Consider the following 15621-nt stretch of genomic DNA (forward strand, 5'->3'; position numbering starts at 1 on the left):
CTCAGTTGGCAGGGCGGTGCAGGTGGATCAGCAGCTTCAGCGTGGCGCGCAGCTCATCGGCCTTCTTCTTGCCGAGTGGCGCCAGCACATGGTCCTCGTGGGCCCGGGCCTGTGCGATCAGGGTGGAGGTCAGCTTCTGCCCGCGCGGCGTGATGCGCACCAGCGTGATGCGCCGGTCGGTCTCGTGCGGGATGCGCTTGACGTAGCCCTGCGCCTCCATGCGGTCGAGCAGGCGCGTCACGGTGGGCTGCTTGGTCACCGAGACCTGCGCCAGTTCCCCGATGCTGATTGGCTTGCCGCCGGACAGCGTGGACAGGACGCGCCAGTCTGAGATGGTGAAACCATTGGCCTGCACGATCACGTGGAATTCCCCCGAGATCAGCTGGCTGGCCTGGGCCAGCAGGGCCGGGGTGTAGTTGTCGACGAAATCGTCGTCGGCGGTGTCGATGGGTTGGTTCATGCGGTCCGGTGGGCGGGTTGCGGCCTCGACGGCCGCGCGACGGGCAGAACATACCACGGCGGGAGCGTTCGTCCAGGGCAAGGCAGGCCGCCACTCCCGCACACCCCCACCCTATCGGGCAACGAGCGCCGCCAGCTCCGCCGTCCGCTCCGCCACGAAATCCCGCAGCGCCCTCAGCAGCGGCGTCACCTGCCGCCGCCCCGGCACCACCATGTACAGCGGCGACGCCTCGGTGCCCCAGTCCGTGCACAGCGCCTGCAAGCGCCCTTCGGCCAGGTCCTCGGCCATATCGAAATAGGCTTTGTACGCGATCCCCTTGCCGAGCAGCGCCCAGCGGTGCACCGCGTCACCGTCGTTGGAAACATTGAAGGCCCGCACGCGCACCGTGACGGCATCGGTGCCATGGCGCCAGAAGCGCCAGCGGTCATGCACCTCGTCGCCGAGCATGTAGCACAGGCAGTTGTGCTCCGACAGCGCCTGCGGCGTGTCGGGGGTGCCGTGCTGCGCCAGGTATTGCGGCGACGCGCACAGCACGCGGCGGTTGTCGGGCGCCACCGGCAAGGCGACCAGGTTGGAGTCCGGCGGCTCGCCATAGCGGAACGCCGCGTCCACCGGATCGCTGTAGATATTGGCGATGCGGTCAGTCAGGTGCAGTCGGATCTCCACCTGCGGGTGCCGGGCCTGGAAGGCATCGAGCCACGGCAGCAGCAGGTTGCGGCCGAAATCCGAGGTTGCCGACAGCTTCAGCGCCCCACGAAAGGCCTGCACGCCGGTGGCCAGCTGCTGGCCGACCTGCTGCAACGCGTCCAGCGCCGGCCGGCCTTGTGCCAGCAGCAGTTCACCGGCCTGCGTCAGGCGCATGGTGCGGGTGGAGCGCACGAACAGCTGGACGCCCAGTTCCGCCTCCAGCCGCTTGAGCGCGGCGCTGGCGGCGGCCGGGGTCAGGTCCAGCGCCCGCGCGGCGGCCGACAGGCTGCCGCTGTCGGCGGTGCGCACGAAGATATCCAGGTCTTGCAGGGCCTTCATCGGTTGTTCCCGGGGCTGGCTGTGATCTTCAAATTTTAATTGATAGCCGCAGCAAACGATGCGGGGTTTTTCAAAGGAAAGGCCGGTGCGACGATGGCGCATCGACACACTGCACCCACGAGGAACCCAACCATGACCGCCCCGCAGCTGTTCAGCCCCCTGCCCCTCGGCCCGCTCTCGCTGCCCAACCGCATGGTCATGGCCCCGATGACCCGTGCCCGCACCAGCCAGCCCGGCAACGTGCCCAATGCGCTGATGGCGTCCTACTACGCCCAGCGCGCCAGCGCCGGCCTGATCGTCACCGAGGCCACCCAGGTCTCGCCCCAGGGCCAGGGCTACAGCTTTACGCCCGGCATCCATAGCGAAGCGCAGGTGCAGGGCTGGCGCGGCGTCACCGATGCGGTGCACCGTGCCGGCGGACGCATCGTGCTGCAGTTGTGGCATGTCGGCCGGATGTCGCATGCCAGCTTCCATGCCGACGGACTGCCGGTGGCGCCGTCGTCCCTGTCGCCCGATGCGCAGGTCTGGGTCGTCGGCGAAGACGGCGTCGGCCGCATGGTCGACTGCCCGGTGCCGCGCGCCATGACCGGGGCCGATATCCGCGCCGTGATCGAAGACTTCCGCCGCGGCGCCGCCAACGCCATGCGCGCCGGCTTTGACGGCGTGGAAATCCACGGTGCCAACGGCTACCTGGTCGACCAGTTCCTGCGCACCACCTCCAACCACCGCAGCGACGGCTACGGCGGCGCCATCGCCAACCGCATCCGCTTTGCCGAGGAAGTGGTCGCCGCCGTGGCCGGCGCAGCCGGCGCCGACCGCACCGGCATCCGCCTTGCGCCCTTCATCACCCAGCGCAACATGGACTGCCCGGAGATCATTCCGACCATCCTGCAGCTGGCGCAGCGGCTCGACGCCGCCGGCGTGGCCTATATCCACCTGGCGGAAGCGGACTGGGACGACGCGCCGCACATCCCCGAAGACTTCCGCCATGCGCTGCGCGCCGCCTACAAGGGACGCGTGATCGTGGCCGGCAAGTATGACCAGGCCCGCGCCGAACGCATCCTGGGCCGGGGGCTGGCCGACCTGGTCGCGTTCGGGCGCCCCTTTGTCGCCAACCCGGATCTGCCGGCACGCTTTGCAGCCGGCCTGCCGCTGGCTGGTTTTGACAGCCAGCGTTTGTTTGGCGGAGATGCGCGGGGGTATACGGACTACGCGGCGGCGGCATAGGCCGGCTTATCCAGGAATCTGCTAAAGACCGCACCGTCCCGGCCGTTAAACAAGAGTTGGCCAGCGAAGACATTGGCAAGGCAGGCAGCCGGCACGCCGGAGCCTGCACTTCTGGGGTGGAAACGGGAGAGAGACATGCAGAACCTGGGGATTCGCATACGCCTGGGCGCGGCGTTTGGCGCCATGTGGTCGCTGATGGCGATCGGGATCGCGGTGGCCTTGCCGCGGATGCAGGATGCGGCCGATGCGCGGCAACTGCTGATCGCGTTGGGCGTGGGTGGGCTATGCCTGGCGGTGGGCGCGGTCTGGGCGCTGGCGCGCAGCATCGAGGCGCCGTTGTCCGAAGCCGTCTACATTGCCGAAACCGTGGCGGCGGGCGACCTCAGCCAGGAGTTCGACACCGAGCGCGGCGGCGAGTTTGGCCGGCTGCTGGGGGGCCTGGGCGAAATGGAAGACATGCTGACCGACCTGGTGACACGCATCCGCGCTTCCACTGATTCGATCACCACCGCTTCGCACCAGATTGCCGCGGGCAATACCGACCTGTCGCAGCGCACGGAAGAGCAGGCGGCGGCACTGGAAGAGACGGCGTCCAGCATGGGCGAGCTGACCTCGATGGTGCAGCAGAACACCGAACGCGCCCGCGCCGCCAACGGGCTGGCGGCAACCGCATCGGGCATCGCCGCGCGCGGTGGCGAAGTAGTGGGCAATGTGGTGCAGACCATGTCGGCGATCAGCGCCAGCTCGCGCAAGGTCACGGACATCATCGAAGTGATCGAAGGCATTGCCTTCCAGACCAATATCCTGGCGCTGAACGCGGCGGTGGAAGCGGCGCGCGCGGGCGAGCAGGGTCGCGGCTTTGCCGTGGTGGCGGGCGAAGTGCGCACGCTGGCGCAACGCAGTGCGTCGGCGGCGCGGGAGATCAAGCAGCTGATCGACGATTCGGTGCAGCAGGTGGACAGCGGCTCGGCGCTGGTGGGCCAGGCCGGGGAGACCATGCAGGAGATCGTTCAGGCGGTGGCCAGCGTGACCCGGCTGCTGGGCGAGATTACAGCGGCATCTGAACAGCAAAGCGCCGGCATCGCGCAGGTCAACGAGGCGGTGGCGCAGATGGATACTGTGACGCAGCAGAATGCGGCGCTGGTGGAGCAGGCGGCCAGTGCGTCGCACGAACTGGCGGGCCAGGCCACCGAGCTGCAGCGCGTGGTGGGCGAGTTCAAGCTGGATGCGGAACCGGCGTCAGCACAAGCGCCGGGGCATGGCGCATTCAGGCAGGTTGCTGCGTTCGGCTGATGCGGGCAGCGCGGATTGCTGACTGATTGCGCGCCCCCTCTCCCGCTTGCGGGAGAGGGGAGCAAACCGGCAGCGAGCCGACGTCTTCAGCAACTCAAGCCGTCACGCTAGCCGGCAGCACCGCCTGCACCGCCGCCGCAAAGCGCTCGACAATCCTGTCGATATCCTGCGGCGTGCAAATAAACGGTGGTGCGAACAGCACGTGGTCGCCATGCACGCCATCGACCGTCCCCCCCATCGGATAGACCAGCAGGCCGTTCTGCACGGCGGCGGCTTTCAGGCGTGCATGCGTCTTCAGCGCCGGATCAAGCGTGGCCTTGCTGTCGCAGTCGGCCACGAATTCCACGCCGACGAACAAGCCGCGTCCACGGATATCGCCCAGGTTGGGATGATCGCCCAGCGCCTCGCGCAGCCGTGCCCGCAGTTGCTCGCCGCGGGCCAGTACGTTGGCCAGCAAGTTGTCTTCGGCGATAGTGCGCTGCACCGCCAGCGCCGCGGCACAGGCCGTGGCATGGCCGATATAGGTGTGGCCATGCTGGAAGAAGCCGCTGCCGCCGACGATGGCGTCATAGATCCGGCGCGTCGACAGCATCGCGCCGATCGGCTGGTAGCCGGCGCCCAGGCCCTTGGCAATGGTGACGATATCGGGCACCACGCCATCCTCTTCGCACGCGAACAGGTAGCCGGTACGGCCCATGCCTGACATCACTTCATCCAGGATCAGCAGCACGCCGTACTTGTCGCACACGGCGCGGATGCGCTTCAGGTAGTCACCCACCGGCGGCACCGCGCCGGCGGTGGCGCCCACCACGGTTTCGGCGACGAAGGCGGCCACGGTGTCGGGGCCCAGGTCCAGGATCCTGGCTTCCAGCTCGTCGGCCAGGCGCTGTGCGTACTGCGCGTCGGTTTCGCCGGCCTGCTGGTCGCGGTAGGCATAGCACGGCGACACGTGGTGCGCCGGCACCAGCAGCGGCAGGAAGGGCTCGCGCCGCCAGGCGTTGCCGCCGATGGCCAGCGCGCCCAGGGTGTTGCCGTGGTAGCTCTGGCGGCGCGCGATGAAGTGGCGGCGGCTGGGCTGCCCTACTTCGACGAAATACTGGCGCGCCAGCTTCAGCGCCGCCTCCACCGCTTCGGAGCCGCCCGAGACGAAGTAAACATGGTCCAGGTCGCCCGGCGCCGCTTGCACGAGCGTGTCAGCCAGGGTCTCCGACACCTCGGTGGTGAAGAACGAGGTATGCGCGTAGGCGATGGTGTCGAGCTGCGCCTTGATCGCCTCGATCACGCGCGGATGGCCGTGCCCCAGGCACGACACGGCGGCACCGCCGGAAGCGTCCAGATAGCGCCGGCCTTCGCTGTCGATCAGCTCGATGCCCTGCCCGGCAACGGCAACGGGCAGCTTCTGGCGCGGATTGCGATGGAATACGTGGGTCATGATGTTGTGGTGGTGTTGCCTGGCCGCGCGTCAGCGGCGCACGGAAGTGTTTTCGGATGGGCGGCGCTGCAGCACGCGGCCGGAGAAGGCGGGCAGTGCGCTGCCTTCGCTGTCCGCCTGCGCGGACTGTTCCCAGACCCGGGCGCCATTGACCCAGACGCCGTGGATGCCGGTGCTCAGTTGCAGCGGGTCTTCAAAGGTGGCGCGGTCCTGCACGCGGTCCGCATCGAACAGCACCAGGTCGGCAAACGCGCCCGGCGCGATCTGGCCGCGGTCTGCCAGCCCGTATTGCTGCGCGGCCAGTCCGGACATCTTGTGGATTGCGGCCTCCAACGTCATCAGCTGGTCCTCGCGCACCATGCGCGCCAGGATGCGCGGGAAGGTCCCCCACTGGCGCGGATGCGGGCGCGGATCGAACGGCAGGCCGTCGGAGCCGAAGATGGTCAGCGGGAACTGCGCAATGCGCTCGACGTCGCGCTCATCCATGATGAAGTAGATCGCCGCCGCGGGACGCAGCTTTGCCAAGAGCGCGTCCTCGTCCAGGCCAAGCTCCTGCATCAGCTCGTGGAAGCGAACGACTGGCCCAGCGACTTGCCGACTTCGGCGCCCAGTGCGCGCATCAGCACGTCGGGACTGCCGCCGGCCGCGGACGGCACCACCAGGCGGATCGGGCGCGACGGATAGCTGTCCGCCACTGCCGGGCCAGCCAGGCCCGCGGCGCCCAGCCATAACAGCGTGGCCATGAACCGTCGCTTTTGCTGCTGCCTTTGCTCTTGCATCTCGATATCCCGTTTAGTGCCTGGGTTGGACCCAGCTACGCGTTTGCAGTATAGGGGCATGGTCCGAGTCAATGCAACAGTTGTTTCTTAAAGCGCATAGATGAAACATTCACCATGCAGCGCAGGCACGAAAGCCCTTGCCGCAACGGCCCCGAACCCCAATGAAACAGTCGTTGCAGCTGTCGGGGCGCCCCGCCACAATGAAAAAAGGGCGGCAATGCATGCCGCCCTGTGGCGCTGTCAGGCTGGTGCGCGTGGCTTGTCCGCCGCACGCTTGCGCGGGGTCCTGCCGCCGCCGCTTGCCGGCGGCGCTGCCGGCCCGGTGACATCCTGCGAGGCGCCGACCATGGTCAAGGCGTTGCCATGCTCGTCCAGCGTGACCTCGCCTTCCTCATGGATGTCGCGATGGCTGCCGTCGGGCAGCTGGATGCGGTAGTCGACACTGTACGGCGCCTTGTCGACGATGGCCGCGCGGATGGCGGCCTGCACGCGGGCGCGGTCTTCCTCGACGATCGACGCCAGGTAGCGCTCCATGGTCACCTTGAACGCCTGCGGGGCCCAGCCGAAGATGCGGTAGGCCTCATCGGTCCAGGCGCAGTCGTCGGTCTGGATATTCCAGTACCAGCCGCCCAGGTGGGCAATCTCCTGCGCCTTGGCCAGCAGCGCCTCGTTCTGGCGCAGCGCGGCCTCGGCGCGGCGCCGCTCGGTGATGTCCAGGCTGACGCCGATCATCTTGACCGGGCGCTGGTCGAAATCGCGCACCAGCGTGGCCCGCGACGAGATCCAGCGCGTGGTGTCCTCGTGCACGACACGGAACTCCCACTCGTGCATCTCCTGCGCGCCCAGCGTGCGGGCCAGCACCTCGCGCAGGCGCGCCACGTCGGCCGGGTGCACGCAGGCCCAGAAGTCGTCCATGTTGCGGATATGGCGGCCGAACAGCGTGACATCGTTGGACGAGTAGGTCAGGCCATCGGTCAGCACGTTCCATTCCCAGGTGACGATGCCCGAGACTTCCTGCGCGAACTTCATGCGCGCCTCGCTCTCCATGATCTCCGCCAGGTGCTTCTGGCGCAGTTCCTTGATGTGCGGGTCAGAGGCGATGCTGGTCTCAAGGTCGGCGATGGCCTGCTCGCCGTAGCGCAGCCACAGCCAGTTGACGCTCAGGAAGCGCGCCAGCGCGAGCAGCCGCTCGTACTCGATCTCGCCGCCGCGGGTCCACTTGTGCACGGCCGACGGCGACACCGACAGCGCCTCTGCCACCTGCTTGAGCATGATCCTTTTGCCTTCCAGCACCCCCTTCAGGCGCGTGGCAAAAGTGTCTTCCGTCATGGGCATCCCCTCCGCTTTTTTTCAACCGATGGTGAATTGAGTAACTCGAACCTTACACCATCACCGCAAATCGCGCGAATTGATAGCCATGGACCATCGAGCAGATCATTTCCATCGATTTTTTGAATTGCAGCACCCCTGCGCTCCTTACTAGACTTCATCTCACATCACCAACAGTAATTTAATTAACTGTTAGTGAATCGATAAAGCACCGAGACCAACGAGGAGACAACCCCGTGCAAGAGACCACCGCCCCCGTCTGCGGCACCACCCCACCGCTGGCCTACACGCTGCCGGCCCACTACTACACCTCGCAGGAAGTCTTCGAGCAGGAGAAGAAGACGATCTTCGCGCGCAGCTGGGTGTGCGTGATGCACAAGAGCCAGGTGGCCGAGAACAACCAGTACGCCACGGTGAAGGTGGCCGGCGAGAACGTGTTCGTCGTGCGCGGCCGCGACGGCGTGCTGCGCGCGTTCTACAACGTCTGCCCGCACCGCGCCCATGAGCTGTTTGCGGATGGCGCCGGCAAGGCCAAGAACGTGATCACCTGCCCCTACCACGCCTGGTCGTTCGGCCTGGACGGCAAGCTGATCCATGTGCGCAACGCCGAGAACGTGCCGGGCTTCTGCAAGGACAACGCGGGCCTGACGCCGGTGCGCGTGGAAGAGTTCTGCGGCCTGGTCTTCGTCAACCTGGACATGGACGCGAAGCCGCTGGCCGAGCAGGCCGCCGGCCTGAACGACGAAATCCGCGCGCGCTGCCCGGACGTCGACAAGCTGGTGCCCGCGTACAAGCTCACCTATGAGATGAAGGCCAACTGGAAGGTGGTGGTCGACAACTACCTGGAATGCCTGCACTGCCAGACCGCGCACCCGGTGCTGGTCGAGTCGATCCACATGGAGACCTACAAGCACGAAGTGCGCGGCCTCTACACCAGCCAGGTGGGCCAGACCCGCTCGGGCAGCGACGCCTTCACCTATGACAGCGACGCCCCCAACACCGACTTCGCCGCGTACTGGCTGTGGCCCAACGTCACGCTGAACGTGCTGCCGGGCGACGGCAACTACGGCGTCTTCTACATGTTCCCGGTGGATGCCGACACCACCATCCAGCACTTCGAGTTCTACTTCCGCGACAGCACGCCCACGGCCGAGCAGGAACAGCTGATCGAGTACTACAAGAACGTGCTCAAGCCCGAAGACCTGAGCATCGTCGAATCGGTGCAGCGCGGCCTGAAGTCGCGCGGCTACCGCAACGGGCAGGGCCCGTTGCTGGTCACCGACGACAAGACCTCCGCCATCGGCGAGCACGGCGTGCAGCACTTCCAGCAAATGGTGCTCGACGCCCTGGCCGCCTGAAACGAACCACCGAACCGGAACCGCAGCAATGATCCAGACCCAGCTCTATATCGACGGCCAGTGGCAGTCGCCCATCGACCAAGGCACGCGCGCCATCCTCAGCCCGGCCGACGAGTCCGTGATCGCCCAGGCCGCCGAAGCCACCCGCGCCGACGCGCGCCTGGCCATCGCCGCTGCGCGCAAGGCCTTCGACGGCCCGTGGCGCCAGACGACGATCCGTGACCGCGCGAAGCTGCTGAACAAGATTGCCGAACTGATCGACCGCGACGCAGAGAAGCTCGCCCACCTGGAGTCGCTCAACACCGGCAAGACGCTGACCGAGAGCCGCACCGACATGGGCGATATCGCCGCCACCTTCCGCTACTTCGCGGGGCTGGTCGCATCCGAGTCGGGCGCCGTCAACGAAGCGCCGCACCATGTGATCAGCCGCACCCTGCGCGAGCCGGTTGGCGTGTGCGGCCTGATCACGCCGTGGAATTACCCGCTGCTGCAGGCGGCGTGGAAGATCGCGCCCGCGCTGGGCGCCGGCAATACCGTGGTGATCAAGCCCAGCAACCTGACGCCGCTGACCACGCACCACTTCACGCAACTGGTGGCCGAGCTGGACCTGCCGCCGGGCGTGTTCAACCTCGTGACCGGAGGCGCCGAAGTCGGCGCGGAACTGGCCGAAAGCCTCGACGTGGACCTGGTATCCTTCACCGGCGGCGCCTTCGCCGGCGAAAGCATCATGAAGGCCGCCACCGGCAACTTCAAGCGCATCGGCCTGGAACTGGGCGGCAAGAACCCGAACATCGTGTTCGCCGATGCCGACCTGGACGCCGCGGTCGATTACGCGCTCAACGCCGCGTTTTTCCACGCCGGGCAGGTCTGCTCCGCCGGCTCGCGCCTGATGATCGAAGACAGCATCTATGATGCATTCATCAGCCGGCTGGCCGAGCGCCTGCCGCGCATCGTGATCGGCAACGGCTTCCACGGCGAGACCCAGATGGGCCCGGTGCAGTCGGCGCAACAGCACGAGAAGATCCTGGGCATGGTGCAGGCTGGCATCGCCGAGGGCGCGCGCCTGGTCCACGGCGGCAAGCGGCCGGCGGGCGACGTATTCAAGAAGGGCTACTGGCTGGAGCCGACGCTGCTGGCCGACGTGACGGCCGACATGAAGATTGCGAAGGAGGAGATTTTCGGGCCGGTGATCACGGCCGAGCGCTTCCGCTCCGAGGAAGAAGTGCTGCGTGCCGCCAACGACACCCCGTACGGCCTGGCCGGCGCGGTCTGGACCCGCGACCTGGACAAGGCCAACCGGATGTCGCGCGGCCTGCGCTTCGGCACGGTGTGGGTCAACGACTACCACCCGTACTTCCCGGAAGCGCCGTGGGGCGGCTACAAGGCGAGCGGCATCGGCCGCGAACTGGCCCGCGTCGGCCTGGACGAGTACACCGAACTCAAGCACAGCTATATCAACCTGGCCCCCAAGGCAATGGGCTGGTTTGGCGCCTGAGCGCAGCTGACTTCGCAATCGCGTGTGCGGCGGACCCACCCCCGGGCTGCCACGCACGGCGTCAAGCAAACAAGGAGATTGCACCATGCAGGCAATCCATGAGTACGACTACATCATCGTCGGCGCAGGCTCGGCCGGCTGCGTGCTGGCCGCGCGGCTGACCGAGGATGCCGATGTCTCGGTGCTGCTGCTGGAAGCTGGCGGCCCCGACTGGCGCCTGGACTGGCGCACCCAGATGCCGGCCGCGCTGGCGTATCCGCTGCAGGGCACGACTTATAACTGGGCTTACGTGACCGAGCCCGAGCCGCACATGAACAACCGCCGCATGACGCAGGGCCGCGGCAAGGGGCTGGGTGGTTCGTCGCTGATCAACGGCATGGTCTATATCCGCGGCAACGCGATGGACTACGACGGCTGGGCAGAGAACGAGTCGCTGGAGAACTGGAGCTACGCCGACTGCCTGCCCTACTTCCGCAAGGCCGAGACCTACGACAAGGGCGCCAACGACTACCATGGCGGCAACGGCCCGCTGCACGTGACCACGCCCAAGCCCGATATCAGCCCGCTGTTCCGCGCCTTTATCAAGGCCGGCGAGCAGGCCGGCTATGGCCAGACCGAGGACCTGAACGGCTATCGCCAAGAAGGTTTCGGTCCGATGGACCGCACCACCACCGCGCGCGGGCGCCGCTGCAGCACCTCGCTCGCCTATCTCGACCAGGCCAAGGACCGGCCCAACCTGACCGTTCATACGCGCGCGCTGGCGGACCGCATCCTGTTCTCGGGGCAGCGCGCCACTGGCATCTCATACATCCAGGGCGACCACGTGCGTGAAGCCCGTGCGCGCCGCGAAGTCATCGTCAGCAATGGCGCCATCGCCTCGCCGCAACTGCTGTTGCGCTCCGGCGTGGGCAATGCGGACGAGCTGCGCGTATTTGGCATCGAGTCGGTGGCAGACCTGAAGGGCGTCGGCGAGAACCTGCAGGACCACCTCGAGATGTACCTGCAGTACGAATGCACCAAGCCCGTATCGCTGTACCCGGCGCTGAAATGGTGGAACAAGCCCGCGATCGGCATCGAATGGTATCTGCGCGGCACCGGCACCGCAGCCTCCAACCACTTCGAGGCGGGCGGCTTTATCCGCAGCAGCGATGACTTTGCCTGGCCCAACCTGCAGTACCACTTCATCCCGCTGGCGATGAACTACGACGGCAGCAACCCGGTGCAGTCGCATGGCTTCCAGTGCCATGTGGGCTCGATGCGCTCGCCCAGCACCGGCTTTGTCAAGCTGGCCAGCCGCGACCCGCGCGTGAAGCCGCGGCTGCTGTTCAACTACATGGCGCATGACGTCGACTGGCGCGAATTCCGCGCCGCAGTGCGCCTGACGCGCGAGATCATCGGCCAGCAGGCGCTGGACCAGTTCCGCGGCCGCGAGATCAAGCCCGGCATGATGGTGCAGAGCGATGCCGAGATCGACGCCTTCGTGCGCGAGCATGCCGAGACCGCGCTGCATCCGTCCTGCACCTGCAAGATGGGCGATGCCTCGGACCCGATGGCGGTGGTCGACAACCAGGGCCGCGTGCACGGGCTGTCGGGTCTGCGCGTGGTCGATGCCTCGATCATGCCGAAGATCATCACCGGCAACCTGAACGCGCCCACCATCATGATGGCCGAGAAGCTGGCCGACGTGATCCGCGGCCGCGCACCGCTGCAACGCTCGACGGCGCCTTACTACAAGGCCGCCACCGCGCGCGGCGGGTCGCAGGCAGACGCGGTGCGGCATCCGTTGGCCACTGCGCGAATGCCGATGCCGATGCCCGCCTGACCAGGCGGCGCGGCGCGCGGGCTTCCCGCCAGAACCCCTGACCGACGCATGTGCTGCCGGGACTTCGGTCCCCGGCGGGCAGCGTGCGTCCGGTCGGCGCGCCGCGCACCCACACTACGAAGCCGGCTACCCAGAACAAACCCAGACCGGCTGCAAGGAGGAGACTTCCATGCTGCGCAAATGCTTTGCTTCAAAACGGGCCCTGCAAGGCGCCCTGCCCCTGCTGCTGTGCCAGGCGCTGAGCGCGCAGGCGCAGACGAGTGCCGAGGCCGAAACCACGCTGGCCGTGGCGCCGGTGCCACAGGTTACGGCTACCGTGCCGCCGGCCGAGGCCGCATCGCCCGCGCCGCTGAGCGCCAACCTGACCCTGACATCGCAATACGTATCGCGCGGCTTCCGCCAGACCTGGGGCAAGCCTGCGGTGCAGGGCGGCATCGACTACGCCCACCCGAGCGGCTTCTCCGCGGGTACGTGGATGTCGAGCATCAGCGACAAGTTCATCGAGGGCGGCACCGTCGAATGGGATCTGTATGCCGGCTACACCGGCACCGTCGGCGATTTCACCTATGCCGGGCAGGTCTACTACTACCTGTACCCGGGCGCGAAGCTGCAGTACGCGCAGACCAGGTACAACTACGGCGAGGCCGTCGCGTCGCTGACGTACAAGTGGTTCAACGTCAAGTACTGGCTGACCTATACCCGCGACTACTTCGGGTATAACAGCGCCTCGCTACTGAGCGGCAACGACCTGCACAGCCGCGGCTCGGGCTACCTGGACATCAACGGCACCTTCGACCTCGGCCACGGGGTCTCACTGCTGCTGCACTACGGCCAGGAGCGCGTGCGCAACTTCGCCGCCTACAGCTTCCGCGACGTGCGCGTGGCAGTGTCCAAGGCCTTTGAAGGCGGCTGGACGCTGACCGGCGCCTATACGCGCGGCTGGGGGCGTACCGACGTCTACGACAACTACACCACCGGGGCGCTGGATTCGTCCGGCAACCCGTCCGTTTCCAACCCGCTGAAAAGCACGTTCCTGGTCTCGCTGACCAAGACGTTCTGACGGCAATCTTCAACCGCTGTTTTACCGCTTCCTACCACCATGGCCTCCCTGGGTCTTACCGACGCGACCGGACTTGTCGGCGTTGCCGCCTACGTTGCCGCGCATTTTGCCGTGCAGGTCCTGCACAAATCCCCGACCGGCAGGCTGGCCGTCGTCCTCAACGTGATCGGGCCGAGCTGCATCCTGGTCTCGCTGGCCGGCGCCTTCAACCTGGCCTCGTTCCTGACCCAGTGCTTCTGGCTGGGGCTGACGCTGGTGGGCTGGTGGCGCAACCGGCGGGCGGGGCGTGCGGTGGTGGAAACGCTGGGCGGGCCGCGCCCGGGACAGCCTGTGCAGCAGTAACGAAGAGGCGGCCGGGAAGCTTTGCAACGCGATACAAATCTTCCGTTGCCTTGGCTCCCAGCCGTTTCTATACTCACCTCGAAATACCATTGGTAACGTAATTAACTAATGGTGAATCGACAAGATACCGGAAAGCCTGAGACCCGTAACGGGCCGCATGGCAACCCGGGATGACAACAGGAGACAAGGATGAGAAACGCCCCCAGAATCCCCGCCAGACATTCCCGACCGTCGTAACCCCGGCAGGCAGTACCGCAACGTACCCACCCAGACCGCAGACGGCAGACCGTGACGGAGCGCAGCTCCAGATAAACGGCAACCCGGGAAGCAAGGAGACATCGTGTATTCACAGAAAGACGTGCTGTCGATCGGCGCGCAGGCGCCGCTCGCCCCCGCCCAACCACAGCAGCAAACCCAATCGCATGAACTGCAGCGCACCCTGACCTGGAAGGACGCCTTCTGGGTCACCAGCGGCGTGCCCGCGGGGGTGCTCTTCACCATCGGCGGCGTGTCCGCCACCATCGGCAACCCGGCCTGGGTGATCTGGATCCTCGCCATCCTGGTCGGCTTTGCGCAGTGCTTCGTCTATGCCGAGATCTCGGGTCTGTATCCGCACAAGTCCGGCGGCGCCTCGGTGTACGGCGCGCTCGGCTGGGTGCGCTACAGCAAGTTCGTTGCACCGGTCTCGGTGTGGTGCAACTGGGTGGCCTGGTCGCCGATGCTGGCGCTGGGCACCAGCCTCGCCGCCGGCTACATGCTGAGCGCGCTGTTCCCGCCCGACTCGGTGATCAACACCTGGCAGCTGACGCTGGTGGACCTGGGCGTTGTCAGCAAGGGCCTGACGCTGCGGGTGAACTCCACCTTCATCCTGGCCACCGCCTTCCTGCTGATCACCTTCAAGCTGCAGCACAGCGGCGCCTCTGCCGCGGCCACCACGCAGCGCATCCTGGGCATTGCCTCGCTGACGCCGCTGGTGCTGATCGCGCTGGTGCCGATGTTCACCGGCGACATGCCGTCCACCAGCTTCCTGCCGCTGCTGCCGCTGACCCATGACGCCGCCGGGGCCCCGGTGCTGGGCGGCTGGAACGCCGCCGGCATCAGCACCGCCATGGGCGCGATGTTCCTGGCCTGCTGGTCGACCTTCGGCTTCGAGACCGCGGTGTGCTACACGCGTGAGTTCAAGGATCCGCAGAAGGACACCTTCAAGGCGATCTTCTGGTCCGGCGTGCTGTGCCTGTTCATGTTCATTGCGGTGCCGATCGCCTTCCAGGGCTCGCTGGGCCTGTCGGGCATGCTGGAACCGGCCATCGTCGACGGCTCCGGCGTGGGCGCGGCCATGGCCAGGTTCGTCGGCGGCGGCGCGGTGGTGTTCAACGTGATCGTGGTGATGCTGGTGCTGGCGATCCTGCTGATCGTGATGACCTCGATGATGGGTTCGTCGCGCACGCTGTACCAGGCCTCGCTCGACGGCTGGCTGCCGCGCTACCTCTCGCACGTGAACGAGCACGGCTCGCCCACGCGCGCCATGTGGACGGACCTGGTGTTCAACCTGTTCCTGCTGCTGATGTCGAACTACATGGCAGTGCTGTCGATCAGCAACGTCTGCTACATGATCTTCGTGTTCCTGAACCTGCAGTCGGGCTGGATCCACCGCATGGACCGCCCGGACTGGGCCCGGCCCTACAAGTGCAAGAACTGGCTGCTGGCGCTGGGCGCGTTCTTCGGCTTCTTCGACCTGGCCTTCGTCGGCGCCGGCGCCAACTTCCAGGGCGAGCACACGCTGCGCAACGGGCTGATCGCCGCGCTGCTGATCGTGCCGGTATTCGTCTACCGCCACTACATCCAGGACAAGGGCCGCTTCCCCGAGTCGATGCGCCGCGACATGGAGCTGCCCAATGCGCGCGCCGGCGTGCTGCCCTACGTGGCGCTGATCGTCGGCGGGCTGGTGGTATGGATTGCCGCCAGGCTGACGGTGATCACCTGACGGCCTTCGGCAGG

Annotated in this window: 13 protein-coding genes and 1 pseudogene; 8 read left to right on the forward strand and 6 right to left on the reverse strand. The window is 66.7% G+C overall.

Annotated features, from left to right (window positions below; translation table 11 throughout):
* Position 1: 1 nt before the first annotated feature.
* A complete protein-coding gene (locus AC07UK_RS15925) occupies positions 2-460 on the reverse strand; it encodes a MarR family winged helix-turn-helix transcriptional regulator (protein WP_041228710.1) in 459 nt (152 codons plus the stop codon).
* A 111-nt stretch (positions 461-571) separates the two neighbouring features.
* Positions 572-1486 carry a LysR family transcriptional regulator gene (locus tag AC07UK_RS15930; RefSeq protein WP_013953712.1) on the reverse strand — a complete coding sequence of 305 codons (915 nt, stop codon included), beginning with the start codon at positions 1484-1486 and terminating at the stop codon, positions 572-574.
* Between the two features lie 132 nt (positions 1487-1618).
* Here AC07UK_RS15930 and AC07UK_RS15935 point away from each other — a divergent pair, with 132 nt between their 5' ends.
* Together AC07UK_RS15935 and AC07UK_RS15940 are read left to right on the forward strand one after the other, a co-directional pair.
* Positions 1619-2713: an alkene reductase gene (locus AC07UK_RS15935; RefSeq protein WP_494687565.1), complete on the forward strand. Its 1095-nt coding sequence runs from the start codon at positions 1619-1621 to the stop codon at positions 2711-2713.
* 135 nt (positions 2714-2848) lie between these two features.
* Positions 2849-4006, forward strand: a complete 1158-nt coding sequence (locus AC07UK_RS15940; protein WP_494687566.1) for a methyl-accepting chemotaxis protein — start codon at positions 2849-2851, stop codon at positions 4004-4006.
* Positions 4007-4100: 94 nt separating this feature from the next.
* Here AC07UK_RS15940 and AC07UK_RS15945 read toward each other — a convergent pair whose 3' ends face one another.
* The 4 genes and pseudogenes from AC07UK_RS15945 to AC07UK_RS15960 all read right to left on the reverse strand — a co-directional run bounded on the left by AC07UK_RS15945 (position 4101) and on the right by AC07UK_RS15960 (position 7546).
* Positions 4101-5438 (reverse strand): aspartate aminotransferase family protein, encoded by a 1338-nt coding sequence (locus AC07UK_RS15945; protein ID WP_494687567.1) that lies wholly within the window; start codon positions 5436-5438, stop codon positions 4101-4103.
* Positions 5439-5468: 30 nt separating this feature from the next.
* Positions 5469-6008: pseudogene (locus tag AC07UK_RS15950) on the reverse strand (amidohydrolase family protein); the annotation flags it as partial.
* A complete protein-coding gene (locus AC07UK_RS15955) occupies positions 5996-6181 on the reverse strand; it encodes a hypothetical protein (RefSeq protein ID WP_436225377.1) in 186 nt (61 codons plus the stop codon). The pseudogene AC07UK_RS15950 and the gene AC07UK_RS15955, both read right to left, overlap by 13 nt.
* A 276-nt stretch (positions 6182-6457) precedes the next feature.
* A complete protein-coding gene (locus tag AC07UK_RS15960) occupies positions 6458-7546 on the reverse strand; it encodes a helix-turn-helix domain-containing protein (protein WP_494687568.1) in 1089 nt (362 codons plus the stop codon).
* Between the two features lie 236 nt (positions 7547-7782).
* On the opposite strand from AC07UK_RS15960, the gene AC07UK_RS15965 reads away from it, so the two are divergent.
* From AC07UK_RS15965 to AC07UK_RS15990, 6 genes are all read left to right on the forward strand, one after another.
* Positions 7783-8904, forward strand: a complete 1122-nt coding sequence (locus tag AC07UK_RS15965; protein WP_479939546.1) for an aromatic ring-hydroxylating oxygenase subunit alpha — start codon at positions 7783-7785, stop codon at positions 8902-8904.
* 28 nt (positions 8905-8932) lie between these two features.
* Entirely contained in the window at positions 8933-10399 is a 1467-nt protein-coding gene (locus AC07UK_RS15970; protein WP_494687569.1) for an aldehyde dehydrogenase family protein, read from the forward strand.
* An 85-nt stretch (positions 10400-10484) separates the two neighbouring features.
* Complete coding sequence (betA, locus tag AC07UK_RS15975; protein ID WP_494687570.1) at positions 10485-12221, forward strand: choline dehydrogenase; 1737 nt, start codon at positions 10485-10487, stop codon at positions 12219-12221.
* A gap of 169 nt (positions 12222-12390) precedes the next feature.
* Positions 12391-13281 carry a TorF family putative porin gene (locus AC07UK_RS15980; RefSeq protein ID WP_494687571.1) on the forward strand — a complete coding sequence of 297 codons (891 nt, stop codon included), beginning with the start codon at positions 12391-12393 and terminating at the stop codon, positions 13279-13281.
* Positions 13282-13320: 39 nt separating this feature from the next.
* Positions 13321-13623 carry a CBU_0592 family membrane protein gene (locus AC07UK_RS15985; protein ID WP_436224855.1) on the forward strand — a complete coding sequence of 101 codons (303 nt, stop codon included), beginning with the start codon at positions 13321-13323 and terminating at the stop codon, positions 13621-13623.
* 361 nt (positions 13624-13984) lie between these two features.
* The gene (locus tag AC07UK_RS15990) at positions 13985-15607 is read left to right on the forward strand and encodes a trimethylamine N-oxide permease (RefSeq protein WP_436225361.1); all 1623 of its coding nucleotides are present in this window, start codon (positions 13985-13987) and stop codon (positions 15605-15607) included.
* Positions 15608-15621 lie beyond the last annotated feature (14 nt).

Source organism: Cupriavidus sp. GW821-FHT07C08 (genome assembly GCF_059419025.1).